Source organism: Methylobacterium sp. 190mf (assembly GCF_900107945.1).
Classification (GTDB): domain Bacteria; phylum Pseudomonadota; class Alphaproteobacteria; order Rhizobiales; family Beijerinckiaceae; genus Methylobacterium.
In genome coordinates this window covers 77,445-100,633 of record NZ_FNVI01000008.1, presented here as the reverse complement: position 1 = coordinate 100,633, position 23,189 = coordinate 77,445, and the positions used below count along the sequence as shown (strand labels likewise).

The 23,189-nt window shown below is 71.1% G+C and carries 23 protein-coding genes and 1 pseudogene; 13 read left to right on the top strand and 11 right to left on the bottom strand.

Annotated elements, in window-relative coordinates; all coding sequences use genetic code 11:
* Positions 1-273: 273 nt before the first annotated feature.
* Positions 274-1,632 (top strand): 8-oxoguanine deaminase, encoded by a 1,359-nt coding sequence (locus C4T42_RS11475; RefSeq protein WP_020094520.1) that lies wholly within the window; start codon positions 274-276, stop codon positions 1,630-1,632.
* A 333-nt stretch (positions 1,633-1,965) separates the two neighbouring features.
* On the opposite strand, the gene bhcD is transcribed toward C4T42_RS11475, so the two are convergent.
* From bhcD to bhcA, 4 genes are all read right to left on the bottom strand, one after another.
* Positions 1,966-2,931 (bottom strand): iminosuccinate reductase BhcD, encoded by a 966-nt coding sequence (gene bhcD / locus C4T42_RS11470; protein WP_020094519.1) that lies wholly within the window; start codon positions 2,929-2,931, stop codon positions 1,966-1,968.
* Positions 2,932-3,076: 145 nt separating this feature from the next.
* Positions 3,077-4,240 (bottom strand): 3-hydroxy-D-aspartate aldolase BhcC, encoded by a 1,164-nt coding sequence (gene bhcC, locus C4T42_RS11465; protein WP_026605150.1) that lies wholly within the window; start codon positions 4,238-4,240, stop codon positions 3,077-3,079.
* A gap of 13 nt (positions 4,241-4,253) precedes the next feature.
* Positions 4,254-5,213 (bottom strand): beta-hydroxyaspartate dehydratase BhcB, encoded by a 960-nt coding sequence (gene bhcB, locus C4T42_RS11460; RefSeq protein WP_091978570.1) that lies wholly within the window; start codon positions 5,211-5,213, stop codon positions 4,254-4,256.
* 11 nt (positions 5,214-5,224) lie between these two features.
* The gene (bhcA, locus tag C4T42_RS11455; protein ID WP_020094516.1) at positions 5,225-6,415 is read right to left on the bottom strand and encodes an L-aspartate--glyoxylate aminotransferase BhcA; all 1,191 of its coding nucleotides are present in this window, start codon (positions 6,413-6,415) and stop codon (positions 5,225-5,227) included.
* A gap of 187 nt (positions 6,416-6,602) precedes the next feature.
* Between bhcA and bhcR the strand changes: the two genes are divergently transcribed.
* Positions 6,603-7,463 carry an HTH-type transcriptional regulator BhcR gene (gene bhcR, locus C4T42_RS11450; RefSeq protein ID WP_020094515.1) on the top strand — a complete coding sequence of 287 codons (861 nt, stop codon included), beginning with the start codon at positions 6,603-6,605 and terminating at the stop codon, positions 7,461-7,463.
* A 23-nt stretch (positions 7,464-7,486) separates the two neighbouring features.
* On the opposite strand, the gene C4T42_RS11445 is transcribed toward bhcR, so the two are convergent.
* Positions 7,487-7,732 (bottom strand): hypothetical protein, encoded by a 246-nt coding sequence (locus tag C4T42_RS11445; RefSeq protein ID WP_042670232.1) that lies wholly within the window; start codon positions 7,730-7,732, stop codon positions 7,487-7,489.
* A 257-nt stretch (positions 7,733-7,989) separates the two neighbouring features.
* Here C4T42_RS11445 and C4T42_RS11440 point away from each other — a divergent pair, with 257 nt between their 5' ends.
* The 5 genes from C4T42_RS11440 (at position 7,990) to C4T42_RS11425 (ending at position 14,961) form a co-directional block, all read left to right on the top strand.
* Positions 7,990-8,619 carry a phospholipase A2 family protein gene (locus tag C4T42_RS11440; RefSeq protein ID WP_026605148.1) on the top strand — a complete coding sequence of 210 codons (630 nt, stop codon included), beginning with the start codon at positions 7,990-7,992 and terminating at the stop codon, positions 8,617-8,619.
* Between the two features lie 105 nt (positions 8,620-8,724).
* The gene (locus C4T42_RS11435) at positions 8,725-11,037 is read left to right on the top strand and encodes a CHASE domain-containing protein (protein WP_020094512.1); all 2,313 of its coding nucleotides are present in this window, start codon (positions 8,725-8,727) and stop codon (positions 11,035-11,037) included.
* A gap of 143 nt (positions 11,038-11,180) precedes the next feature.
* Positions 11,181-13,220, top strand: coding sequence for a YgiQ family radical SAM protein (locus tag C4T42_RS11430; protein WP_026605147.1), 2,040 nt, complete (start codon positions 11,181-11,183; stop codon positions 13,218-13,220).
* 104 nt (positions 13,221-13,324) lie between these two features.
* Complete coding sequence (locus C4T42_RS31930) at positions 13,325-13,669, top strand: hypothetical protein (protein ID WP_020094510.1); 345 nt, start codon at positions 13,325-13,327, stop codon at positions 13,667-13,669.
* Positions 13,666-14,961, top strand: coding sequence for a hydantoinase/carbamoylase family amidase (locus C4T42_RS11425; RefSeq protein WP_020094509.1), 1,296 nt, complete (start codon positions 13,666-13,668; stop codon positions 14,959-14,961). The genes C4T42_RS31930 and C4T42_RS11425 overlap by 4 nt, the downstream gene beginning before the upstream one ends.
* On the opposite strand, the gene C4T42_RS11420 is transcribed toward C4T42_RS11425, so the two are convergent.
* Positions 14,936-15,628: a helix-turn-helix domain-containing protein gene (locus C4T42_RS11420; RefSeq protein ID WP_103985116.1), complete on the bottom strand. Its 693-nt coding sequence runs from the start codon at positions 15,626-15,628 to the stop codon at positions 14,936-14,938. The genes C4T42_RS11425 and C4T42_RS11420 overlap by 26 nt on opposite strands.
* Positions 15,629-15,727: 99 nt before the next feature.
* Here C4T42_RS11420 and C4T42_RS11415 point away from each other — a divergent pair, with 99 nt between their 5' ends.
* From C4T42_RS11415 to C4T42_RS11395, 5 genes are all read left to right on the top strand, one after another.
* A complete protein-coding gene (locus tag C4T42_RS11415; protein WP_042670237.1) occupies positions 15,728-16,519 on the top strand; it encodes a VOC family protein in 792 nt (263 codons plus the stop codon).
* A gap of 13 nt (positions 16,520-16,532) precedes the next feature.
* On the top strand, positions 16,533-17,033 hold the full coding sequence (locus C4T42_RS11410) for a VOC family protein (RefSeq protein ID WP_020094506.1): 501 nt from the start codon (positions 16,533-16,535) through the stop codon (positions 17,031-17,033).
* A complete protein-coding gene (locus C4T42_RS11405) occupies positions 17,026-17,691 on the top strand; it encodes a dihydrofolate reductase family protein (RefSeq protein ID WP_020094505.1) in 666 nt (221 codons plus the stop codon). The genes C4T42_RS11410 and C4T42_RS11405 overlap by 8 nt, the downstream gene beginning before the upstream one ends.
* A gap of 274 nt (positions 17,692-17,965) precedes the next feature.
* The gene (locus C4T42_RS11400) at positions 17,966-18,502 is read left to right on the top strand and encodes a glyoxalase superfamily protein (protein WP_042670241.1); all 537 of its coding nucleotides are present in this window, start codon (positions 17,966-17,968) and stop codon (positions 18,500-18,502) included.
* Between the two features lie 459 nt (positions 18,503-18,961).
* Positions 18,962-19,936, top strand: a complete 975-nt coding sequence (locus C4T42_RS11395) for a sterol desaturase family protein (RefSeq protein ID WP_103985115.1) — start codon at positions 18,962-18,964, stop codon at positions 19,934-19,936.
* 12 nt (positions 19,937-19,948) lie between these two features.
* Here the strand turns inward: C4T42_RS11395 and C4T42_RS32395 are convergent, their stop codons facing one another.
* Positions 19,949-20,113 carry a hypothetical protein gene (locus tag C4T42_RS32395; protein WP_244435156.1) on the bottom strand — a complete coding sequence of 55 codons (165 nt, stop codon included), beginning with the start codon at positions 20,111-20,113 and terminating at the stop codon, positions 19,949-19,951.
* A 110-nt stretch (positions 20,114-20,223) separates the two neighbouring features.
* Positions 20,224-20,427: pseudogene (locus C4T42_RS32390) on the bottom strand (transposase); the annotation flags it as partial.
* A gap of 97 nt (positions 20,428-20,524) precedes the next feature.
* On the opposite strand from C4T42_RS32390, the gene C4T42_RS11385 reads away from it, so the two are divergent.
* Positions 20,525-20,863 (top strand): MmcQ/YjbR family DNA-binding protein, encoded by a 339-nt coding sequence (locus tag C4T42_RS11385; RefSeq protein WP_020094502.1) that lies wholly within the window; start codon positions 20,525-20,527, stop codon positions 20,861-20,863.
* 48 nt (positions 20,864-20,911) lie between these two features.
* On the opposite strand, the gene C4T42_RS11380 is transcribed toward C4T42_RS11385, so the two are convergent.
* The 3 genes from C4T42_RS11380 to C4T42_RS11370 form a co-directional block, all read right to left on the bottom strand.
* Positions 20,912-21,403, bottom strand: coding sequence for a YidB family protein (locus tag C4T42_RS11380; RefSeq protein WP_026605145.1), 492 nt, complete (start codon positions 21,401-21,403; stop codon positions 20,912-20,914).
* Between the two features lie 126 nt (positions 21,404-21,529).
* Positions 21,530-21,919, bottom strand: a complete 390-nt coding sequence (locus tag C4T42_RS11375) for a nuclear transport factor 2 family protein (protein WP_020094500.1) — start codon at positions 21,917-21,919, stop codon at positions 21,530-21,532.
* Positions 21,920-22,092: 173 nt separating this feature from the next.
* A complete protein-coding gene (locus C4T42_RS11370) occupies positions 22,093-23,109 on the bottom strand; it encodes an LLM class flavin-dependent oxidoreductase (RefSeq protein ID WP_020094499.1) in 1,017 nt (338 codons plus the stop codon).
* Positions 23,110-23,189 lie beyond the last annotated feature (80 nt).

The window sequence follows — 23,189 nt, the reverse complement described above, 5'->3', positions numbered from 1 at the left end:
GCTCTCGGCGGCCGCTCCGGGGTCATGCGCTGCCGACTTGGCTGGCTCTCAAACCTTGCATGGCTGGCCGCGAATGCCATGCCGGGATTTCGGAAGCAGTTTGCGAAAAATCGCCAAGGTGGCCGGTGGCGGCTGCCGTATGCTGCGGCCCGCTGACGGCCCCGAGACGGTGCGCCCGGCACGGCGTTCCTGCTGCCAGAGGGCGGCATCTGGCCGTGGGGAGGCGTCGCGGCCCGTCCGGCGCGACCTCCAGGGCGTACCCGGAGAGACGCGATGACCTCCCTGCTGCTGACGAACGCCGACATCCTGGTGACGATGGACGCGCAGCGCCGGGAGATCCCCGGCGGCGCGGTCTACGTGGAGGACAACCGCATCGTCGCCGTCGGCCCCGCCGCCGAGGTGCCGCAGCGGGCCGATACCGTCCTCGACCTGCGCGGCCACGCGGTGATGCCGGGCCTCGTGAACACCCACCACCACATGTACCAGACGCTCACCCGCGCGGTGCCGGCCGCGCAGGACGCCGAGCTATTCGGCTGGCTGAAGGCGCTCTACCCGATCTGGGCCCGGCTCACGCCCGAGATGGTCCGCGTCTCGACGCAGACCGCGATGGCGGAGCTGATCCTCTCGGGCTGCACCACGTCGAGCGACCACCTCTACATCTACCCGAACGGTTGCCGGCTCGACGATTCCATCGAGGGTGCCGAGGAGATCGGCATGCGCTTCCACGCCGCCCGCGGCGCGATGAGCGTCGGGGAGAGCGCGGGCGGACTCCCGCCGGACTCGGTCGTCGAGGACGAGGCGGCGATCCTCGAAGACACGCGCCGTCTGATCGAGCGCTGGCACGATCCGGAGCGCTTCGCCATGCGCCGGATCGTGGTGGCGCCCTGCTCACCGTTCTCGGTGAGCCGCGGCCTGATGCGCGATGCCGCCGAGCTGGCCCGGCACTACGGCGTCTCGCTCCACACCCACCTCGCGGAGAACGACGACGACGTCCGCTACAGCCTGGAAAAATTCGGGATGACGCCGGCGGAGTACGCCGCCGACCTGGGCTGGACGGGCCCGGACGTGTGGCACGCCCACTGCGTCAAGCTCGACCGCGCCGGCATCGCGCTGTTCGGCCGGACCGGGACCGGGGTGGCCCACTGTCCCTGCTCCAACATGCGCCTCGCCTCGGGCATCGCGCCCGTCCGGCAGATGCGGTGCGCGGGCGTGCCGGTCGGGCTCGGCGTCGACGGCTCGGCCTCCAACGACGGGTCGCACATGCTGGGCGAGGCGCGGCAGGCCATGCTGCTCGCCCGCGTCGGCTTCGGGCCGGCGGCCATGACCGCGCGGGAGGCGCTGGAGATCGCGACGCTGGGCGGCGCGAAGGTGCTGAACCGGGACGATATCGGCGCGCTGGCCCCCGGCATGGCGGCCGACATCGTCGCCTTCGACCTGCGCGGCCTCGGCATGGCGGGGGCGCTGCACGACCCCGTCGCCGCCCTCACCTTCTGCGCGCCGCAGACGGTGGCCTGGAGCGTCATCAACGGGCGGATCGTGGTGCGCGAGGGCCGCCTGACGACCCTCGACGCCGGGGCGCTGACCGCCCGCCACAACGCCCTCGCGGCGGCCCTCGTGCGGGACGAGGCGTAGGCCGGCCTACTCATCCTCCGCAGAGGGGCTCGCGGATCCAGACATCGGGTTCGGCGGCGCGGCTCCAGGATCGGGCGAACGTCGATGTCCGCTGGAGATTTGAGAAGATCCTGGCATCCAGAGCTGGAGGCTGGAGTAATGCCCTCTTATAATCTCTTCGATTGACAATCCATGCGCGGCTGTCTTTGCGAGCGAAGCGAAGCAAGCCAGAGCCGCGCAACGTCTGTAAAGGTCGCGCGACCATGGGTCACTTCGCTTTGCTCGTGATGACGGCGAGGAATGCGTCGACCGCAGCATTCGGACGAAAGATGTATTACCTTCGGGTCGAGACCGTCAGACATCCACCTCCGTCGCCAGCCCCTTGGCCACCGCGCGGTCGACCGCCACCGCGGCGACCGCGAGGTCCTGCAGCCCGACCCCGGTGCCGTCGAACAGGGTGATCTCGGACTCCGAGACGCGGCCGGGGTGATCGCCGTTGATCACCGCCCCGATCTCCACGATGGAATCCGCGGCGAGGAGCCCCCGCGCGACAGCGTGCTGCGCCTCGCCGATGCTGACCGACTGCGCGACCTCGTCGGTGCACACCGTGGCGGCGGCGAGCAGTTCGGCCTCCACCTCCTGCTTGCCGCGCGTGTCCGTCCCCATGCAGGCGAGGTGCGTGCCCGGCCGGACCTGCGCGGCCTTCAGGATCGGCGCGAACGAGGACGTGATCGTCACGACGACGTCGGCCTCGGACCCGAGCCGGTCGAGGTCGACCGCCTCGAACGCCACGCCGTGCTCCCGCGCCACCGCCTCCATCCGGCCGAACATGCCGGGATGCAGGTTCCACGCGAGGACCCGCTCGAACGGCCGCTGCGCCAGCGCGGCGCGCAGCTGGAACGCCGACTGGTGGCCCGCGCCGATCATGCCCAGCACCCGCGCATCTTTGCGGGCAAGGTGCCGGACGGAGATGGCGCAGGCCGCGGCCGTGCGCAGCGCGGTGAGGAGGTTCCCTCCGACGACGGCCCGGCAGCGGCCGGTATCGGCGTCGAACAGGAACACCGTCGACTGGTGGTTGGTCAGGCCCTTCGCGGCGTTGCCGGGCCAGAAGCCGCCGGCCTTGAGGCCGAGCGCGAGGCTGTCCCGGTCGAAGCCCGACTTGAAGCCGTAGAGCGCGTCGGCGTGGCCGATGGCTTCCCGGACGACCGGGAAGTTGCCGGCTCGCCGCCGCGCCATGGAGGCGAAGACCTGTTCGACGGCGGTAAAGCACTCCGCCTCGGTCAACAGCCCGTCGATCGCGTGCTCGGGAACGATGATCATCGCGGATGTGTCCTCAATTCGTGAGCCGGCATGTCGCCCCCGTCATCGCGGGCGTCGCGAGGCGACCCAGGGCAGCGGGCCCCGTCGAGGCGCGTCCCCGGATCGCTGCGCCGCGCTCGCGATGACGGACGGTGTGCAGGGTGCGTCAGTAGGCCTTGCCGCGGGCCGAGACCGGCCAGAGCGTCTCGACCCGGCCGTTGCGGACGCCGACATACCAGTCGTGGACGTTGCAGGTCGGATCGCAGTGGCCGGGGACGAGGCGCAGACGGTCGTTGACCTTCAGCCGGCCCTCGGGATCCTCGATCACCCCGTGCTCGTCCGAGCACTTGATGTATTTCACGTCGTCGCGGCCGAAGACGAAGGGCAGGCCCGAATCGACCGACTGCACCTTAAGTCCCGCGTCGCAGATCGCCTTGTCGGCCTTGGCGTGGCTCATCACGCTGGTGAGGATGAACAGGGCGTTCTGCCACTCGCCCGCGTCGATGCGCTTTCCGTCCCGGTCGCGGATACGCCCGTAATCGGCGTCCATGAACGCGTAGCTGCCGCATTGCAGCTCGTTGTAGACGCCGGATCCCGCCTCGAAATAGTAGCTGCCGGTGCCGCCGCCGCTGACGAGCTCCGGCTCGAGGCCCTCCCGGTTCAGCGCCGCGACGGCGTCGCGCACCTGGGCGATGGCCGCGTCGAGCTTGGCCCGCCGCTCCTCGTAGCCGTCGATGTGCTGCATGGCGCCCTGGTAGGCCTGGAGGCCCGCGAAGCGCAGGTTCGGCGCGGCCGCGACGGCCTGGGCGATCGCCACCACCTCGGGGGTCGTCCGCACGCCGCAGCGGCCGGCGCCGCAATCGATCTCGACGAAGCAGTCGAGTTGCGTGCCGTGCCGCTGCGCCGCCGCCGAGAGGTCGGCGACGTTCGCCACGTCGTCGAGGCAGACGATGATGCGGGCACCGTGCAGCGGCAGCCGCGCCAGACGGTCGATCTTGCCCGGGTCGCGCACCTGGTTCGAGACCAGGATATCCTTGATGCCCGCGCGGGCGAAGACTTCCGCCTCCGAGACCTTCTGGCAGCAGACGCCGCAGGCGCCGCCGAGGCTCTGCTGGAGTTTCAGGATGTCGACGGACTTGTGCATCTTGCCGTGGGCGCGGTGGCGCATCCCGTGCGCCTTGGCGTAGTCGCCCATCTTGCGGATGTTGCCTTCCAGCGCGTCGAGATCGACGATCAGGCAGGGCGTCTGGATCTCGTCCTCGCGCATGCCGGGCAGCGCGGGGACGTCGAAGCCGACTTCGAGATCGGCGGATCGGGCGTTCATGTGCATCGTGGGCCTCCCGTTATTGCCAGGGCAGCGCGTCGAGATCGACGTTCCCGCCCGTGATGATCACGCCCACCCGCTTGTTCGCGAAGACAGGGCGGTTCTTCAGCACTGCCGCCAGGGCGACGGCGCTGGACGGCTCCATGACGATCTTCAGCCGCTTCCAGATCAGCTGCATCGCCGCGACGATCTCGGCCTCGGAGACCGTCAGGATATCCGCGACGTGGTGGCGGACGAAGTGCCAGGTGAGGTCCTTCAGCGGCACCTTCAGGCCGTCCGCGACCGTCACCGGCGCGTCGTCGGCGATGATCCGTCCGGCCTTCAGGCTGCGATGGGCGTCGTCGGCCTGCTCGGGCTCCGCCGCGTAGACGGCGATGTGCGGGGCGAGCCCGGCCAGCGTCAGGCAGGTGCCCGACACCATGCCGCCGCCGCCGATCGGGGCGATCACCGCGTCGAGATCCGGGACCTGCGCGATCAGCTCGCGGGCGCAGGTCGCCTGCCCGGCGATGACGCGGGGATCGTTGTAGGGATGCACGAACTCCGCGCCGGTCTCGGCGACGACCTCGGCGAACACGGCCTCGCGCGATGAGGTGGACGGCTCGCACTCCACCACCCGGCCGCCGTAGCCGCGCACGGCGTCCTTCTTCGCCTGGGGCGCGGTGCGCGGCATCACCACCGTGCAGGGGATGCCGCGCCGGCCCGCCGCGTAGGACAGGCAGGTGCCGTGGTTGCCCGACGAGTGGGTCGCCACGCCCCGGGCGGCCTGCGCCTCGGTGAGGCTGAAGACGGCGTTCGAGGCGCCCCGCGCCTTGAAGGCGCCGGCCTTCTGCAGGTTCTCGCACTTGAAGAACAGCTGCGCGCCGGCGGCTTCATCGATGATCCGCGAGGTCAGGACCGGCGTCTCGTGGATGTAGGGCCGGATGCGCTCGTGGGCGGCCAGGACGTCGTCGAGGGTGGGCGTGATCAGGGCGCTTTCCATGGCGCGCCCCCTCAGGCGGCGGCGCGCAGGGCGGCGGCCGGGGCGCGGCGGTACACCGCCTGCGCGGCCGCGACCCCCGATCCCAGCGCGATGCGCAGGCCGAGATCGACCATCGCCATCTCGGCGGCTGCGATCCCCGACAGCGCCATCACATCCGTGAGGCTGCCGAGGTGGCCGATGCGGAAGACCTTCCCGGCGACCTCGCCGAGGCCCACCCCGAAGGCGACGTCGTAGTGGCGCGCCGCGTGGGTGACGATCCGCGTGGCGTCGAAGCCCTCCGGGGTGCGGATCGCGCTCACCGTGTCCGAGTAGAGGTCCGGGCGCGCGGCGCAGAGTTCCAGGCCCCAGGCGGCGACGGCGGCGCGGATCCCGTCCGCGATGCGGCGGTGCCGGGCGAAGACGGTCTCGAGCCCCTCGGCCAGGAGCAGTTCCGTCGACAGCTTCAGGCCGTTCAGGAGGCCGACCGCCGGCGTGTAGGGATAGGCGCCGTTCGGGTAACCCTTCGCCATGTCGCGGATGTCGAAATAGGTCCGCGGCAGCGTCGCCGTCGCCGTGGCGGCCATGGCCTTGGGCGAGAACGCCACGATGGCGAGGCCCGCGGGCAGCATGAAGCCCTTCTGCGAGCCCGTCACGGCGACATCGACGCCCCACTCGTCCATGCGGAAATCCATGGACGCGATCGAGCTGACGCCGTCGACCAGCAGCAGAGCCGGGTGGTTGCTGGCATCCAGCGCGCGGCGCACGGCGGCGACGTCCGAGCGGACGCCGGTCGCCGTCTCGTTGTGCGTGACGAGCACGGCCCGGATGCGGTGCGCCTTGTCGGCCGCGAGGGCCTCGGCGAAGCGATCCGCCGGAAGCCCCTCGCCCCACGGGGCTTCGATCATCCGGACATCAAGGCCGTGGCGGCGCGTCATGTCGATCCAGCGGTGGCTGAACATGCCGTGGCGCGCCGCCAGCACCGTGTCGCCGGCGCTGAGCGTGTTGGAGAGCGCGGTCTCCCAGCCGCCCGTAGCCGTCGACGGGAAGATGAACACCTCGGCGTCCTCGCTCTTCAGGACCTTCTTCACGCCGGCGAGCGCCGGATGAAGGATCTGCGCGAAGAGCGGCGACCGGTGATCCAGCGTCGGCATGTCGGCCGCGCGGCGAAGCACTTCCGGCATGTTGGTCGGGCCGGGAATGAAGACGGGATTCTGTGCGAACATCGGCGGCGCTCTCCTCCAATACGGGAACAATAGCACCGCCGATCCCGTATTGATATTTTCTTGAAAAACTTTTTCATACGGGGTCGGAGCGCGGAAACGCGCGCCGCGACAACGCCTTACCTTTTTCCGTTGTGAGAAAAATTTTTCCATCCTAGGGATGGGTTGGGTGGGCTAGGGCGAGGGCGCCATGGATTCGGGAAACCGGCGGCGCGGGCGGCCGAAGGGGTTCGGAGGCGCCAAGCCGGCGGCGACCATCCAGGCGCTTGACCGCGCCCTCGATGTCCTCGACGTCCTGGCGGGCGGCGACGGGCTGACGCTCTCGGAACTAGCCGGCAGGCTCGAGCAATCCGTGGCGACCATGCACCGGGTCCTCGCGACGCTCGAGCGCCGCGGCCTCGTCGAGATCAGCGCCGACAAGCAGGAGTGGCACGTCGGTGCGGAGGCCTACCGGCTCGGATCGGCGTTCCTGCGCCGCCACAACGTCGTCGAGCGGAGCCGGTCGATGATGTGGACGCTGATGCAGGAGACGGGCGAGACCTCCAATCTCGGCGTCGAGAAGGACGGCAACGTCCTGTTCGTCAGCCAGGTGGAGACCCACGAGACGATCCGCGCCTTCTTCCCGCCGGGCTCCCTGTCGCCGCTGCACGCGTCGGGCATCGGGAAGGCTCTGCTGAGCACCTACGCGCCGGCCCGGACCGAGCGCCTGTTCCGGGGAAAGACCTTCGCGCGGTTCACCGACAAGACCATCGGCTCACTGGACCAGTTGCGCGACGACGTCGAGGCGACCCGCCGCCGGGGCTACGCGATCGACGACGAGGAGCGGAGCATCGGGATGCGCTGCGTCGCCGCCCCGATCCTCAACGTCCACGGCGAGGCTATCGCGGGGATCTCGGTGTCGGGGCCGACGCACCGGCTGTCCGACGAGAAGCTGCGCGCGATCGGCGAGCGGGTGCGGAGAGGCGCCGCTGCGGTCTCGCGCGCCCTCGGCGCGCCCGCCGCGACGATGACCGCGACGCCCGACGCGCCGGGCGAGCCTGACCAGGACTGACCAGCGGTGCGGCGAGGCGCGCCCTAGCGCCCGGGATGCGGGCGGCGCGGATCGACGGTGCCGACCGCCGACGGGGGCCTGCCGTCGCCGTCGAGGATACCGGCGCGCCCGTCCGGCGCCGTCCGCGAATCCGCGAGCGTCGCGCGGCCCTGGAGGCCGCCGGGGGCGGTGACGGCCGGGATGCCGGCGGGGGCGGTGAAGCTCTGCGCCAGGGCGGGCCCGGACAGGCCGATCCCGATCACGGCGCCGATCAGAAGACGAGAGGTCATGGCGGAGGTCCAGCTCAGGTCTGTCGCCGGGATCATCCCGGCCGCGTTACGCCTCGATGTGGGATCCGCGACCCCGGGGTCCAACACGCGGGATGAGCCCCCGTGCGCCCGCGCACTGCGCCGCGTGCCGCGCCGCCCGGGCGGTGCCGCCCCGCGGCCCGCGTCCGCCCCGCAGGGCTCCGTGACCGTGGCGGGCGAAAGTCCGGAACGGAGAAGCCGAGCTTCGAGTTGAGGGGCCGCTGAATCAGGGGCCATCCGTGAGACCGTCTCTCCTCGCCACGCTCGGGCTTCTGCTCGTCGCCTACCCGCACGCGTCCGGGGCGCAGGGCGTTCCAGACTCGCGAGGCGTCCAGAGCGTCCAAGACGTGCAGGATGTCCGAGACCTGCCGGCCGCGACCGTCGAGCCGGGCGAGCCTCGCCCGGGACCGCCCCCGCCGCTCCCGGACATCTCGGACCCGAACGGCCGGGCCGGCGAGGCCCTGAACGAGCCCGGCGAGCGCTCCGGCATCCCGAAGGCCCTGCGCTCCTCCGGATCGAAGGCGGGCGGGCCGGCCAACGATCTCAACCCGAGCGGGCAGGCAGAGGCGCCGGCACCGCCGAAGGGCGACCTGGGCCGGGTCATCGCCGGCAAGGAGCTGTTCCACGGCAATTACTGCGGCACGGGTCAGCGCGGCGAGGGGCTGCCGCCGACCGACGCCCTCGATGCCGCGTGCATGCGCCACGACGCCTGCTACGACGCGGCGGGCTACCGTTCGTGCGCCTGCGACGCGACGCTGAGGCGCGAGGCTTCCACCGTGTCGGACAGCCCGGACGCGGCGCTGGAGGTGCGGCGCCGGGCGCTGAGCGTGATCGAGGCTACCGCCGCGATGGCGTGCCGCGCGCCCTGAGCGCCCGCCGCGATGCGGGGATCTCGCCCCGGTGACGCCACCATGGACTTGCATCCCGGCGCATGCCTGCTTTCACGGGCCGCAGTCGAAGTCCGGTCTCGCCCCTTGTCCCACCGCACCGCATCGCAGGGTCCTGTCGCGCCCGCCGCCCGCCGCGGGGCGGGCGCGGCGCGCTGGATCCCGCCCGCGATCCTGGCCGCCGGCCTCCTCGCGACCGGGCTGAGCACGGCCCTCACCTGGCAGGCGGCGGCGCTGCGCGACCGCATGACCTTCGAGCACGCCACCGAGATCGAGCTGCGCACGGTCGAGGACCAGTTCCGCACCTACACCGCCCTCCTGCGCGGCGCCGCCGGCCTGTTCGCCGCCGAAGGCGCCACCGTCACGCTGGCCCAGTTCCGGGCCTACGTGCAGCGGATCGAACTGCAGCGCCTCTATCCCGGGTTCCTCGGCATCGGCTTCACGCCGACCCTGCCCGCCTCCGCGCGGGAGACGTTCGCCGCGCGCGCCGCGGCCCTGGGCGTCGAGAATGCCCGGGTCCGGCCGCCGACCGACAACCCGATGATCAGCCCGGTCCTGTTCGCCGAGCCGCCGAACCCGCGCAACCTCGCCGCCATCGGCTACGACGTGATGTCGGACCCGGTGCGGCGCGACATGGTCGAGCGGGCCCGCGACACCGGCCAGCCGGCCGCCTCGGCGCGGATCCAGCTCGTGCAGGAGATCGACGCGAACAAGCAGGCGGGCTTCCTCGTCGCCATGCCGGTCTATGCCGGCGGCGCCGTGCCGCCGGACCTCGAGGACCGGCGGCGGCGCTTCCTGGGCTTCGTGTTCGGCGCCTTCCGGGCCGACGACCTGTTCAACAGCATCGTGGCGGCGGAGGCCGAGGAGGACGCGGCCTTCGCCATCTACGACGGCGCGCCGAGCGAGGCGAACCTGCTGCACCGGTCCGCGCGGGCCTCCGCCGCCGGGGCGGGGCGCCTCACCCGCGAGGCGCATCTCGAGCTCGGCGGCCGCACCTGGACCGTCGCGTTCGCGCAGCGCGTCTCGCCCCGGCGCGGCTCGGCGCTGCCGGAGATCTGGCTCGTCTGCGGCGGCGGCCTGTTCGCCACCGCCCTGCTGGCCTTCGCGGCCTACCGGCAGCGCCGCACGCAGGACGAGATCCGCCAGCTCAACGCGTCGCTGGAGGCCCGCGTCGAGGAGCGGACGCGCGATCTCCGGGCGGCGGCCGACCGTCTGCGGCAGGCCGGGGAGGAGCGGGCGCGCATGGAGGAGGCGCTGCGCCAGTCGCAGAAGATGGAGGCGGTGGGCCAGCTCACCGGCGGCCTGGCGCACGACTTCAACAACCTTCTGGCGGGCATCTCGGGCTCGCTGGAGCTCATCGAGGCCCGCATCGCCCAGGGGCGGTCGAAGGATGTCGGCAAGTACATCGCCGCCGCCCAGGGCGCCGCCCGGCGGGCCGCGGCGCTGACCCACCGCCTGCTCGCCTTCTCGCGCCGCCAGACGCTGGCGCCCAGGGCGATCGACGCCGATCGGCTGGTCCGCGGGATGCTCGACCTGATCCAGCGCACGGTCGGGCCGAGCGTCGAGGTGCGGCACGTCGGGGCAGACGGGCTCTGGGCCGCGCTCGCGGACCCGTCCCAGCTGGAGAACGCGCTCCTGAACCTCTGCATCAACGCGCGGGACGCGATGCCCGGGGGCGGCCGGATCACCATCGAGACCGACAACCGCTGGATCGACCGGCAGCAGGCCGACGCCCAGGACATGCCGGAGGGGCCGTACCTGTCGCTGTGCGTGTCCGATACCGGCACCGGCATGCCCCCGGAGGTCGTCGCCCGGGCCTTCGACCCGTTCTTCACCACCAAGCCGATGGGCGAGGGCACCGGCCTCGGCCTGTCGATGATCTACGGCTTCGCCAAGCAGTCGGGCGGTCAGGTCCGGATCACCTCGACGGTCGGCCAGGGCACGAACGTGTGCATCTACCTGCCGCGGCACTTCGGCGAGGCGGACGCGGACGGCCCCGACCCGGCCAGGGGCCTGATGGCGCAGGCCGAGGCGGGCGAGACCGTGCTGATCGTGGACGACGAGCCGACGGTGCGCATGCTGGTGACGGACGTGCTGAGCGACCTCGGCTACACGGCGATCGAGGCCGCGGACGGCGCGGGCGGCCTCAGCGTGCTGCAATCGGGTGCGCGGATCGACCTGCTCGTCACGGATGTCGGCCTGCCCGGCGGCATGAACGGGCGCCAGATGGCGGATGCCGCCCGGGTCGGTCGACCGGAGCTGAAGGTGCTGTTCATCACCGGCTTCTCCGAGACCGCGCTGCCGGGCGACGGGCGTCTCGAGCCCGGCATGGCGGTGCTGACTAAGCCCTTCGCCGTGGAGGCCCTGGCCGCCCGCATCCGCGAGCTGATCGCGCGCTGAGCCGGGCCGGCCGCGACGGCGGCGCATCGCCTGTCTCGAGGTGCGCCGGATCGGCGCAGGGCGCCCTCGGGCGGCACGGCCGCGGCCACCGCCGCCCTGCCATTCGTTGAGATCGCGGCCCCGGAGGCCTATGCAGGGACACCATGGAACTCCAAGCGTCCACCGCCCGTCCCCTGGCGCCCCCCGTCCGAACGCCGTCGCCGCGCGGGCCCGCTGCGCCGTTCCTGCCCATGAGCCGAGCCGAGATGGCGGCCCTGGGATGGGAGTCCTGCGACATCGTGCTGGTGACCGGTGACGCCTACGTGGACCACCCGAGCTTCGGCATGGCCATCATCGGCCGGCTGCTCGAATCGCAGGGCTTCCGGGTCGGCATCATCGCCCAGCCCGACTGGCACTCGGCGGAGCCGTTCAAGGCGCTCGGCAAGCCGAACCTGTTCTTCGGCGTCACCGGCGGCAACCTCGATTCGATGGTGAACCGCTACACGGCGGACCGGCGGCTGCGCCACGACGACGCCTACACGGCCGGCGGCGAGGGCGGCCGGCGCCCGGACCGCTGCACCATCGTCTACACGCAGCGCTGCCGCGAGGCCTTCAAGGACGTCCCGGTCGTGCTCGGCGGCATCGAGGCGTCGCTGCGCCGGATCGCGCACTACGATTACTGGTCCGACAAGGTGCGCCGCTCGATCCTGGCGGACGCCAAGGCGGACCTGCTGATCTACGGCAACGCCGAGCGTGCCGTGGTCGAGGTGGCGAACCGCCTCGCGGCCGGCGAGGCGCCGAACCAACTCGACGCGATCCGGGGCGTCGCCCTGTTCCGCCGCGTGCCCGCCCACTACACCGAGCTGCCCGCCGACGACCTCGACTCGACGGACGAGGCCGCCACCCGCCGGCCCGGCGAGACCGTGATCCGGCTGCCCGCCTACGACGAGGTCAAGGACGACAAGGAGGCCTACGCCCGCGCCTCGCGCGTGCTGCACCGGGAGGCCAATCCCGGCAACGCGCGCCCCCTCGTCCAGCGCCACGGCGACCGCGACCTGTGGCTCAACCCGCCGCCGATCCCGCTGACCAGCGACGAGATGGACGCGGTCTACGACCTGCCCTACGCCCGCGCCCCGCACCCGTCCTACGGCGACGCGAAGATTCCCGCCTGGGACATGATCAAGTTCTCGGTGACGATCATGCGCGGCTGCTTCGGCGGCTGCACCTTCTGCTCGATCACCGAGCACGAGGGCCGCGTCATCCAGAACCGCTCGGAGGGCTCGATCCTGCGCGAGATCGAGCGGATCCGCGACAAGACCCCGGGCTTCACGGGCGTGATCTCGGATGTCGGCGGGCCGACGGCGAACATGTACCGGATGGCCTGCAAGGACCCGAAGATCGAGGCGGCGTGCCGGCTGCCCTCCTGCGTCTTTCCGGACGTCTGCCCGAACCTGAACACCTCGCACGACGACCTGATCCGGCTCTACCGCAAGGTCCGCGAGGTGAAGGGCGTCAAGAAGGTGATGGTCGCCTCGGGCGTGCGCTACGACCTCGCGGTGAAGAGCCCCGAATACATCAAGGAGCTTGTCACCCACCACGTCGGCGGGCGCCTGAAGATCGCGCCCGAGCACACCGAGCGCGGCCCCCTCGACAAGATGATGAAGCCAGGGATCGGCACCTACGACCGGTTCAAGGAGATGTTCGACGCCGCCGCCAAGGAGGCGGGCAAGAAGTACTACCTGATCCCGTACTTCATCGCGGCGCATCCGGGCACGACCGACGAGGACATGATGCACCTCGCGCTCTGGCTCAAGAAGAACAACTACCGCGCCGACCAGGTCCAGACGTTCCTGCCCTCGCCGATGGCGACGGCAACCGCGATGTACCACACCGAGATCAACACGCTGCGGGGCGTGAAACGTGGCGGCAGCGAGTCGGTCGAGGCGATCAAGGGGCTGCGCCAGCGCCGGCTGCACAAGGCGTTCCTGCGCTACCACGACCCCGAGAACTGGCCGCTGCTGCGCGAGGCGCTGCGGGAGATGGGCCGCGCCGACCTCATCGGGCCGCGGCCGGACCAGCTGGTGCCGTTCTCGCAGCCGCCGGGGACCGGCGCCGGTGCGGGCCGGACGGGGGGCCAGCCGCGACCCCGCTACACGGGCGGCGGCCAGCGCTTCACCACGAAGGGCGTGCCGCTGCGCAAGTGACGGTTCGTGACGGGTCCGGCGCGCCGTAACGAATTGATACGCGCCGGCCATATTGCCGCGCGGCCGGCCGGTCAGCCTCACCGGCGATCGACACGGAGGTCGCGATGGCTGTCGCCTGCCCTGTTCTGACGCCCGAAGAGCGCAAGGCGTCCGAGATCCTGGACGCCGCGCAGCGCGCGATGATGGAGACGGTGCAGGCGGCCGTGGCGGAGGCCGCCGCGCGGGTGCGCCAGCAGAATCTCGACGCCGGCCTCGACCTCGCCCCGCCGCCCAGGGCCTATTTCGAGTCCGTGGTGCACCAGCGGATGTACCTGACGCTCTGCGGGGCGGCGGTCGGCACGTTCGCGGGCGGCGATGCCAGGACGGCGATCGGTCTCATCCGGAATCAGCAGCTGATCGCCAACCGCTACTGGGGGGCCGGGATCGCGGTGACGCCGAGGGCGCCGTGACGGCGGCGCCCGAGAGCGCCGCCGGGATCGTCCTGGCGCGCGTCGACCGGCTCGCCGGGATCAGCGCCTACCCGTGGACCCTGACGCGGCGCGTCTTCAGCCCGCAGCAGGCCGAGGCCGAGGCGCTCGTCATCGGCTGGATGGCGGAGGCCGGCCTGTCGGCCCGGCGCGATCCCGCCGGCAACCTCGTCGGCCGGATCGAAGGCGCGGTCCCGGGCGGCCCGGCCGTCGTCGTCGGGGGCCACGTCGACACGCGCGAGGATGCCGGCCGCTACGACGGGACGCTCGGCGTGCTGATCGGCATCGCCGCCGTCGAGCGCATGATCCGGCACGGACCGCCGCCGCGCCACGCGGTCGAGGTCGTCGCCTTCGTCGCGGACGCGGCCGGCCGGTTCGGTCCCCGGCAGCTCGGCAGCCGGGCTGTGGTCGGGCGGCTCGCCCCGGACGCGCTGGACTGGGACGACGCCTACGGCGTCACCCTGCGTCGCGCCCTGGAGGCGCACGGGCTCGACCCGGCGCGCCTCGCGAGCGCGCGCCGGGCCTCGGACGCGATCCTGGCCTATCTCGAGGTCGCCGCCGAGGCCGGCCCCGTGCTGGAGCGATCGGGAGCGCCGGTCGGGATCGTGCAGGCCCTGTCGGAATCGACGATGCTCCGGGTCACGCTGACAGGCGCCGCCGTCGACGCGGCGGCGAACCCGATGCCGGGCCGGCGGGACGCCCTCGCCGCGGCGGCCGAATGCGTCCTCGCCGCCGAGCGCGTCGGCCTGGCGCGGGAGGGGGTCACCGTCACGGTCATGCGCCTCGACGTCGCGCCGGTGCCGACCTTCGTGGTCGCGGGGTCGGCGACACTGGGCGTCCGCGTCGATTCCGCCGACGACGGCGCGCGGCGCGCGGCCGTGGCGGAACTCGCCGCGGCGCTCGAGGCGGTCGCGGCGCGGCGCCGGCTGGGGATCACCGTCGAGCGCAGCGTCGATCCCGATGCCACCCGGTGCGATCCCGGTCTGGTCCGCCTGTTCGAGGAGGCCGTCGCGGCCGCGGGACACCGCGCCGTGCGGCTGGCGCAGGGCGTGACCACCGACGCGTCCCACATGGCCCTGCTCGGACCGATCGGCCTCGCGCTGATCCGCTGTCGGGGCGGCGTCGGCTGGGGGGCGGCGGGGACCGTCGACCCGGCCGACGTCGCGATCGGCCTCGACGTGCTCGCCGGCGTTGTCGGCGCGCTCGCGGGCGGCGCGCCCTCCCCCTGCGAGCCGCGGGACGGGCACCTCAGCCCGCCTTGGCCGGCAGGGTGAAGAGGTCGATGAAGGACCGCGCCAGGTCGGCGGGGCCCGCGACGGCGAGCGTCCCGCCGGCGCCGTCCCGGTCCAGCGGCGCCTTGCCGTAGACCGTGCGGCGCATCGCCATCGTGTCGCCGGTGAAGGCGAGGTCGGGCGCCTCGGCGACGCCCCGCCGCACGCGGATCCCGTCGCCGGTCACCGTCGCGACGAAGTCCTCGCCGGGGAAGTGGAAAGCGACCGTCGCCGACAGCGCCGCCGCCCGCCCGCGGTCGACCAGGGCCTCGAGCGACATCATGGCCGACGCCCCCGACATGAACAGGCTCGGATCGTGCCGCGGCGAGCGGGCGGCCCAGCGGCCCAGGTCGCGCATCAGGGGCGCGGCCTCGCGGCCCCAGTCGGTGAGATCGTAGACCTGCACGTTGGCCGGCGACGGCAGCCGGTACCGCAGGGCGATGCCCGTCGCCCCCAGGCTCTCTAGCCGCTGCGTCAGCACGTTCGCGCTGATCCCCGGGAGGTTCGCCCGGATCTCGCTGAACCGCCGGGGGCCGTAGACCAGCTCGCGCATGATCAGCAGCGACCAGCGCTCGCCGATGAACTCCAGCGCGAGGGCCGTGCCGCAGGCGTCGTCGTACAGGCGCTCGCGAGGCCGGGATGCTAAATCAGTTATTTTTTCTGACTTCATGGTTGCTTTGTGTAACCGAGAATGCGAGCCTGGGCAAAGCGGGGCCGGAGGGGGCGCCGCGCAGCGGCCGCAGAGCCGATTGTCACGGAGGAGCGCCCGATGCCACCCGCCGAGGGGACACCCATCTGGTTCGAGCTGAACGCGTCCGACCCGGACGCCGCGCAGGCCTTCTACGAGGCGGTCGCCGGCTGGCGCGTCGCGCCGTCGCCGATGCCCGAGCACGGCGGCTACCGGATCGCGGAGGCCGACGGGGCGCCCGTGGCCGGGATCCGGCGGCCGATGCCCGAGGCCCCCGGCCTCCCCGGCTGGGCGGTCTACCTCGCGACCTCGGACGTCGACGCCCTGGCTTCCCGCGCGGTCGATCTCGGCGGCGCGGTCCGGTTCGGGCCCGTCGACATCCCCCATGTCGGCCGCTTCGCCATGGTGAGCGACCCGCAGGGCGTGGTCTTCGCCGCGATGGATCCGGCCCGTCCCGGCGCGAGCCGGGCCTTCGGGCCGGTGCCGCTCGAGACGGAGCGGACGCGCGGCCACGGCGTCTGGATCGAGCTCGCCACCCCCGATCCCGCGGCGGCCCTCGCCTTCTACGGGGCGCTGTTCGGCTGGGAGAAGCTCGGTGCCATGCCGATGGGCGACTTGGGCGAGTACGCCTTCATCGGGCGGGGCGACCTGCGCCCCGGCGCGATGATGTCGAGCGCGGCCACCGGCGCGCCGGCCCGCTGGAACTGGTACATCCACGTCGCCGACATCGACGCCGCGCTCGCGACCGTCCGGGCGGCGGGCGGCACGGTCCTCCAGGGACCCGACCCGATCCCCGGCGGCAGCTACGCGGCCAACATCGCCGATCCGGCGGGCCACCAGCTCGGCCTCGCCGGCCCGCGGCAAGCCACGTGAGGAGCGTCCGGCCATGACGAGCGACAAGCTGACGACCTGCCTGTGGTTCGATCGCGGCGAGGCCCGCAAGGCCGCGGACTTCTACGCCGCGACCTTCCCCGACAGCCATGTCGGCGCGCCCATGAACGCCCCCTCGGATTTCCCCGGCGGGTCCGCGGGCGACGAACTCACGGTCGCGTTCACCGTCCTCGGCCGTCCGTTCGTCGGCCTGAACGGCGGCCCGGCCTTCCGGGCCAACCAGGCGGTCAGCTTCATGGTGCTGACCGACGATCAAGCGGAGACCGACCGCTACTGGGACGCCGTCGTGGGCCACGGCGGCGCGGAGAGCGCGTGCGGCTGGTGCACGGACCGCTGGGGCTTCTCCTGGCAGATCACGCCGCGCGCGCTCCTGCACGCCAACAGCCACCCCGACCGGGCTGCGGCCCGGCGCGCGTTCGAGGCCATGATGACCATGCGCAAGATCGACATCGCCCGGATCGAGGCTGCCCTCCGCGGGGACTCCGCCCATGCGTAAGATCACCGGCTCCCTCTTCCAGTCCCTCGACGGCGTGATCCAGGCACCGGGCGGTCCGGAGGAGGATCAGACCGGCTTCGCGCACGGCGGCTGGACCTTCCCGTACTTCGACGCGTCGCTCGCCGGGCCGATGGGCAAGCTGCTCGGCGGCGATTACGAGCTGCTGCTCGGCCGGCGCACCTACGAGATCTTCGCCGCCTACTGGCCGCACAACGCCGAGCAGCCGATCGGCGCGACCTTCAACGCGATCCGCAAGCATGTCGTCACCGGAAGCGACGCCGCGCTCGACTGGAACAACAGCCGCCGCCTCGCCGGCGACCCCGTCGCGGCGGTCACCCGCCTCAAGGAGAGCGAGGGCCCCGACCTCCTCATCCAGGGCAGCAGCAGGCTCTATCCGGCGCTGCTTCCGGCGGGCCTCATCGACCGGCTCGTCCTGATCACATTCCCGGTCATGCTCGGCCGCGGCAAGCGCTGGTACGCGGACGACCCGGCGGCGGCCCGCACCTGGACGCTGGTCGAGCAGAGCCACTCGCCGAAGGGCGTCCACGTCGCGGTGTTCGCGCGGGACGGGGCGGTCCAGACCGGCAGTTTCGCCAGCAAACCACCCAGCGCGGACGAGATCGCGCTCCGCGAGCGCCAGGCGGCGGGTCGCTGGTAGACCGCCGCCTGCGGCAGCGACCGGCCGGCCGTGCGCACGGCACGGGGTCGTGACCCGTCGGAAGCCGGCAGGTCCCGTGTCAGCCTTCCCTCAAACCTGTTGGCGGCCGCGCCGCGGCCGGGGTAGCCTGCCGCCAGGCCGATGCTGCCTGCCGCTCGCCCCGGAACCGGGATGGTGAAAGCATCGCGGACGACCCACCCCCACCGTGTCCCTGACCGGCGCCGGGTCGGCAATGCGGGCACCGACGGACCGACGCCGGCTCGGGGAGAGGACCATGACGACCGTCGATCAGGCCAAGACCATGGCCAAGCGGCTGCGCGCCGCGCTGGCAGCCCGCGACCTCGCCGTCCCGCACGCGGCCGCCCTCGAACTCGTCGCCGCCGGGCTGGGCTACGACGACTGGAACACCGCCTGCGCCGTCCTGGACCGGGACGCGGATGACGGCCCCCGTTTCCTGGAAGCGGTGCCGGTTCTGCGCATCTTCGACGAGGCCAAGGCGCGCGCGTTCTACTGCGGCTTTCTCGGCTTCACGCCCGGGTTCGAGCACCGGTTCGAGCCGGGTCTGCCGCTCTACATGGAGGTCGCCCGCGCGGGATTGCGGTTGCACCTGACCGAGCACCACGGCGACGCCACCCCCGGCTCGACCGTGTTCGTGCCGATGCGCGGCATCCGGGCCTATCACCGGGCGCTCACCGACCAGCGCTACGGCTATGCCCGGCCCGGCATCGAGCAGGCGCCCTGGGGCGAGGTGCTGGAGGTGGCGGATCCGTTCGGGAACCGGTTGCGATTCTGCGAGCGCCGGACCGGGTGACCGGTCGGGCGGGCGGTCCGATCCGCCGCCGACCCAGCATCTGGACTCGATCGGCACCTAACGGCGACGACGGCGTTCAGAGCGACGCCCGAGGCGTGGTGTTGCCCTCGATCGCGAAGGCGGCCTGTGGGGAAAGGCCGATCCCGGGCGCATCCCCATCGCCGGCCGGGTCCCGATGCCGCCGGCGTGCTGGGCCCGCCTCCAGTCCGAAAGCGGATCGTAGGTGCCGGCCCGGCGCCCGTGCTGCAGCGCTCTCACCGCGACGGAGCCGCACGCTCGTATGGGTGCTCACATAATGACCTTGACGTGGGTTAATAGGGGCGATCTCAAAAAACTTATTGAACATAGACGCTAGGTCTAATATCTGACAATTTTTAGATCAATATTGGTGGGGTCGGCCACATCGCTTTGGTGGGCGCCTGCCTTTCTGGAATCGATTGAATTGCGTTGGAGGGAGCGATGACTGATTTTTTCAAGCAAATCATTCATGCGCCACAGTTGCTTATTACCTGGACAATGTTTTTCGGGTTCGGACTGGCATTTTATGTAGCTTATATTGCAAAGAACCGCGCGAAATTCTCACTCCGTGGACTTGCGAAGCACTGCGTGCCGTTCAATGTCCTCACGGAAAAAAGCTTGCCCACAGATGTAAAAATATACATCATTGGAAAATTGACAGGCAGTTTCATCGTGATACCTGCCATATTTCTCACTGCTGTTTGCTGCAATGCATATAGTTCTCTCGCGCATCTACTGTTCCCGGATTTCAAGAATATCGAGTTTAGTATTTTTTATGCCAGTATTTGCACGATCGTCGTGTTCGTTGTCGTAGAATTCTCGGATTTTATCTGCCATTATGTTGAGCATAAAGTGCCGTTCCTGTGGGAGCTTCATAAAGTCCATCATTCGGCGCAAACTCTGAACCCTCTGACATCGAAGCGAGGCCATCCCGTGGGGATGGCGCTCGAAGCCATCGTTCGAGGGCTTCTGACTGCCGTGCCTGGTGGCTTGTTCATGTTCCTGTTCGGTCTTAGCGTCGTTGAGGCAACGTCACTATCTTGGGTCGCATCGAAAGTTTTTATTTTTCTCACTCTCGATCCGCTGAAGCATTCCCATCTTCCGATAAGCTTGGGTTTCTTCGATAAATTCCTGATCAGCCCGCATATGCACCAGATACATCACAGCAAGGTGCAGGCGCATTGGGACAAAAATTTCGGTACAAATTTGTCTATATTCGATTGGATGTTCGGGACTGCCTACAGACCGAGTCGGAACGAGATGCCGGTATTCGGCATCTCTGGCCTCAAAGACGAAACGTTGATGAAATACAACTCTCTGTACGGGTCCTATGTCGCGCCTCTGACCAGGAGCTACAGAAAGATCCGGAAAATGTTCAATCATGAAACAGGCTCAACCGAGCGATCGGCATCCTAGCTGGGGGCTCATTCAGGCCCATGCGATGACACGGGAGACGAGCGCGACGGCGGCGAGATGATCATGGGTCGAGCGATCGTGGTGGATCGTGACGGGCCGCCAGTTTCTGAGGTGTCCGCAAAGGCGCGCGACTCGATTGCGCCGCCGGTCGGCGATCCGGCTGTGCTTGTAGGGCACCGTCCGCGTGGCCGTGGACGGGATGGTGGCGATCAGTTCGGTGGCTCTTGAGCCAATCCCCCAGGCTCTGCGCGTCGCAGGCTCTGTCGGCCGTCAGAGCCCGCGATGAGCCACCTGTTGTAGCGGTTGTGGATCGTCGTGTGGGTGCCGTGGGCGGAGGGCGTGTCCTGCCAGCGGCAGCCGACCTTCGGGACGTGCCGGATGCCGCTGATCACCCGCCTGTCGTCGATCCGAGGTTTGCCCGGTCGGCCATGCGGCAGAAGCGGCTCGATCCGCGCCCAGGCGTCGTCCGAGAGCTGGAACAACCGCGCCATCGCGATCCTCTCGCGCGGAGAACTCCACAATCAGGAAGAGGACGCGAGCGGACGCAGATCGTTGTATGAGTGCCCGAACTAGGGGAGGAGGGCCGCGATGGGCGTCGATATCGCGCGCGTGAAGGCGCTCATCGCGACGTTGGAGGCGGTGACCTCCGCCCCCCATTTTCACAGGACGGCCTTCCGGACGCCGCGCAAGACCTTCGCGACGCTGGACGAGGTGGGCCACGACATCAACCTGATGTTCGACCCGGACCTGCGCGACTTCTTCTGCGAGCAGGTGCCGGCGGCTTTCAGCCCCGTTCCGGGCGGCTGGGGGCGGATGGGCGCGACGCGGTGCGACCTCGCGATCGTCGACGAGGCGACCCTGATGTCGGCCCTGACGGCGGCCCACCGGCTCGCCGCGCCGAAGCCGCGCACGCCCCGCCGACCGTGACGGTCCCGACCCCCAAGGTCGGGCCGGGATCCGTCCGCCGGCCAGACCTCAGGCCGGGATCCGTCCGTCGGGCGTGTAGCGGTCGACGGCCCGGGGGAGCTCGCGGGACAGCCGGGAGAGCAGCTCATCGCGGGACAGTCCCGTCCGCTGGGTGAGAGCCGTTAGGACGTCGGGTCCGATCGCCTGTTCCAGATGATGCGGCGCGATTTCCTGGTTCGGTCCCGTCTTGACCCAGGACTGGGCGGCCGTCCCGTGACCGGCCTGCTGGAAGCGGTCCAGCATCTCGCCGAGGCCGCTGTGCAGGAACCCGCCGGGAGCCTCGCCGCGCCTGTCGCCCAGCAGGCCGCCGAGGAGACCGCCCAGGCCGGCACCGGAGCCGCTGTTGGAGGCGCTGTTGGAGCCGTCGGCCGGGCCGCCGGGGCCCGCCGGCGCGGTCTGACCGGCGCCGCCCAGCAGTTCCGCGAGCTTGTCGCGGTTCTGGTAGCCTGCCAGGGCGAGGAGGCCCAGGAGCGCCGTCATCGAAGGGTAGCCATCACTCATGGTTTGTCTCCCGCTGCGGGCAGCGGGCCCGCGCCCGTTCGCCACGCGACGCCAACCAACGCGCACGGACCCGGTTGCGATGCGGGCGGCCCCGCCGAGGCCGGCGCGGCCGCATCGCGAACGGCTCTAGCCCGCCGCGGCACCGACGGGGTTGTCGACGCCGATCGGGTAGGTGCCGTGCCCCGCCCGCACGCGGCCGTCCTCGAAGACGAGCACCTCGCTGACGCTCACACCCTTCTGATTGCGATACTGGATCACCAGCGTGTCGATGCCCGCGAAGACCTGCTCCACCGCGAAGTGGAGGTCCGGGATCCGCCGCAGGGCCTCGGTCCAGTAGGCGCGCAGCGCATCCTTGCCCCGCACCGTTCCGCCCGAAGCGGGAACGATCCGCGCGGCGCCCGGCGAGGTGAACACGGCGTCGTCGTGGAAATGGGCCAGCACCCGCTCGACATCGTGCGCGTTCCAGGCGGCGCACCACGCATCGGCGAACGCGTTCCAGTCCAACGGGCGCGGCATCCCGGAGATCCCCTTACAAGTGCCGGACTCGGGCACAGCGGCACCGCGTGACGGGCCGACGGGAGGCTACCGCACGCTCGCGGCGATGGGTAGGCCGGCGGGCCAGGTCCCAAGATAGGGCCGGCCGAGGAGCTGCATGCCCTCGGCGCCGGCGAACCCGGCCGGAGGTCGGCTCAGCGCCACCCGAGCGCGGGGGCCACGTGCGAGAGCAGGCTCTCGATGAGGTGGGCGTTGTAGGCGACGCCCAGCTGGTTCGGGACCGTCAGCAGCAGGGTGTCGGCCTCCGCGATCGCCGCGTCGGCGCGCAGCTCGTCAACCAGCCGGTCCGGCTCCGCGGCGTAGGAGCGGCCGAACACCGCGCGCATGTTGTCGATGATGCCGACCTGGTCGCTGCTCGTGCCGCGCCCGAAATAGGCGCGGTCGAGGTCGTTCACGAGCGCGAAGATCGAGCGCGAGACCGAGACCCGCGGCGTGCGGGCGTGCCCCGCATCCTGCCACGCCTGCCGGTAGCGGCGGATCTGCCTGGCCTGCTGGACGTGGAACGGCTCGCCGGTCTCGTCCGCCTTCAGGGTCGAGCTCTGCAGGTTCATGCCCTGCTGCGCCGCCCAGATCGCGGTCGCGTCGGAGGCCGATCCCCACCAGATGCGGTCCCGCAACCCCTCGGATTGCGGCTCCAGGCGCAGGAGTCCCGGCGGGTTGGCGAACATCGGCCGCGGGTTGGGCTCGGCGAACCCCGTTCCCTTCAGGAGGTCGAGGAAGACCTCGGTGTGCCGGCGCCCCATATCGGCGTCCGTCTCGCCCTCGGCCGGGGCGAAGCCGAAGTGCCGCCAGCCGTCGATGACCTGCTCGGGCGAGCCGCGGCTGAGCCCGAGCTGCAGGCGTCCGCCCGCGATGAGGTCCGCCGCGCCGGCATTCTCGACCATGGAGAACGGGTTCTCGTAGCGCATGTCGATGACGCCGGTGCCGATCTCGATGCGCTTCGTCCGGGCGCCGACTGCCGCCAGCAGCGGGAAGGGCGAGGCGAGCTGGCGCGCGAAATGGTGGACCCGGAAATAGGCGCCGTCCGCCCCGAGCTCCTCCACGGCGACCGCGAGGTCGATCGACTGGAGGAGTGTGTCGGCCGCACTGCGCGTCGCCGATCCGCCGGTCGGCGACCAGTGCCCGAAGGACAGGAACCCGATCGTCTTCATTTGCAGAACCTCCGCCCGCCTGCCGGGACCGGCGATAGCCGCCGGAATCCGGCCGGGCAACGACCCCGCGCCGCGGGGCT

What these genes read in the sequence shown, in the direction of transcription:
- C4T42_RS11475 (WP_020094520.1), top strand. Translation starts at nt 274, where the DNA reads ATGACCTCCCTGCTGCTGACGAACGCCGACATCCTGGTGACGATGGAC.
- bhcD (WP_020094519.1), bottom strand. Translation starts at nt 2,931, where the DNA reads ATGATCATCGTTCCCGAGCACGCGATCGACGGGCTGTTGACCGAGGCG.
- bhcC (WP_026605150.1), bottom strand. Translation starts at nt 4,240, where the DNA reads ATGCACATGAACGCCCGATCCGCCGATCTCGAAGTCGGCTTCGACGTC.
- bhcB (WP_091978570.1), bottom strand. Translation starts at nt 5,213, where the DNA reads ATGGAAAGCGCCCTGATCACGCCCACCCTCGACGACGTCCTGGCCGCC.
- bhcA (WP_020094516.1), bottom strand. Translation starts at nt 6,415, where the DNA reads ATGTTCGCACAGAATCCCGTCTTCATTCCCGGCCCGACCAACATGCCG.
- bhcR (WP_020094515.1), top strand. Translation starts at nt 6,603, where the DNA reads ATGGATTCGGGAAACCGGCGGCGCGGGCGGCCGAAGGGGTTCGGAGGC.
- C4T42_RS11445 (WP_042670232.1), bottom strand. Translation starts at nt 7,732, where the DNA reads ATGACCTCTCGTCTTCTGATCGGCGCCGTGATCGGGATCGGCCTGTCC.
- C4T42_RS11430 (WP_026605147.1), top strand. Translation starts at nt 11,181, where the DNA reads ATGGAACTCCAAGCGTCCACCGCCCGTCCCCTGGCGCCCCCCGTCCGA.
- C4T42_RS31930 (WP_020094510.1), top strand. Translation starts at nt 13,325, where the DNA reads ATGGCTGTCGCCTGCCCTGTTCTGACGCCCGAAGAGCGCAAGGCGTCC.
- C4T42_RS11420 (WP_103985116.1), bottom strand. Translation starts at nt 15,628, where the DNA reads ATGAAGTCAGAAAAAATAACTGATTTAGCATCCCGGCCTCGCGAGCGC.
- C4T42_RS11415 (WP_042670237.1), top strand. Translation starts at nt 15,728, where the DNA reads ATGCCACCCGCCGAGGGGACACCCATCTGGTTCGAGCTGAACGCGTCC.
- C4T42_RS11410 (WP_020094506.1), top strand. Translation starts at nt 16,533, where the DNA reads ATGACGAGCGACAAGCTGACGACCTGCCTGTGGTTCGATCGCGGCGAG.
- C4T42_RS11405 (WP_020094505.1), top strand. Translation starts at nt 17,026, where the DNA reads ATGCGTAAGATCACCGGCTCCCTCTTCCAGTCCCTCGACGGCGTGATC.
- C4T42_RS11400 (WP_042670241.1), top strand. Translation starts at nt 17,966, where the DNA reads ATGACGACCGTCGATCAGGCCAAGACCATGGCCAAGCGGCTGCGCGCC.
- C4T42_RS11395 (WP_103985115.1), top strand. Translation starts at nt 18,962, where the DNA reads ATGACTGATTTTTTCAAGCAAATCATTCATGCGCCACAGTTGCTTATT.
- C4T42_RS11385 (WP_020094502.1), top strand. Translation starts at nt 20,525, where the DNA reads ATGGGCGTCGATATCGCGCGCGTGAAGGCGCTCATCGCGACGTTGGAG.
- C4T42_RS11380 (WP_026605145.1), bottom strand. Translation starts at nt 21,403, where the DNA reads ATGAGTGATGGCTACCCTTCGATGACGGCGCTCCTGGGCCTCCTCGCC.
- C4T42_RS11375 (WP_020094500.1), bottom strand. Translation starts at nt 21,919, where the DNA reads ATGCCGCGCCCGTTGGACTGGAACGCGTTCGCCGATGCGTGGTGCGCC.
- C4T42_RS11370 (WP_020094499.1), bottom strand. Translation starts at nt 23,109, where the DNA reads ATGAAGACGATCGGGTTCCTGTCCTTCGGGCACTGGTCGCCGACCGGC.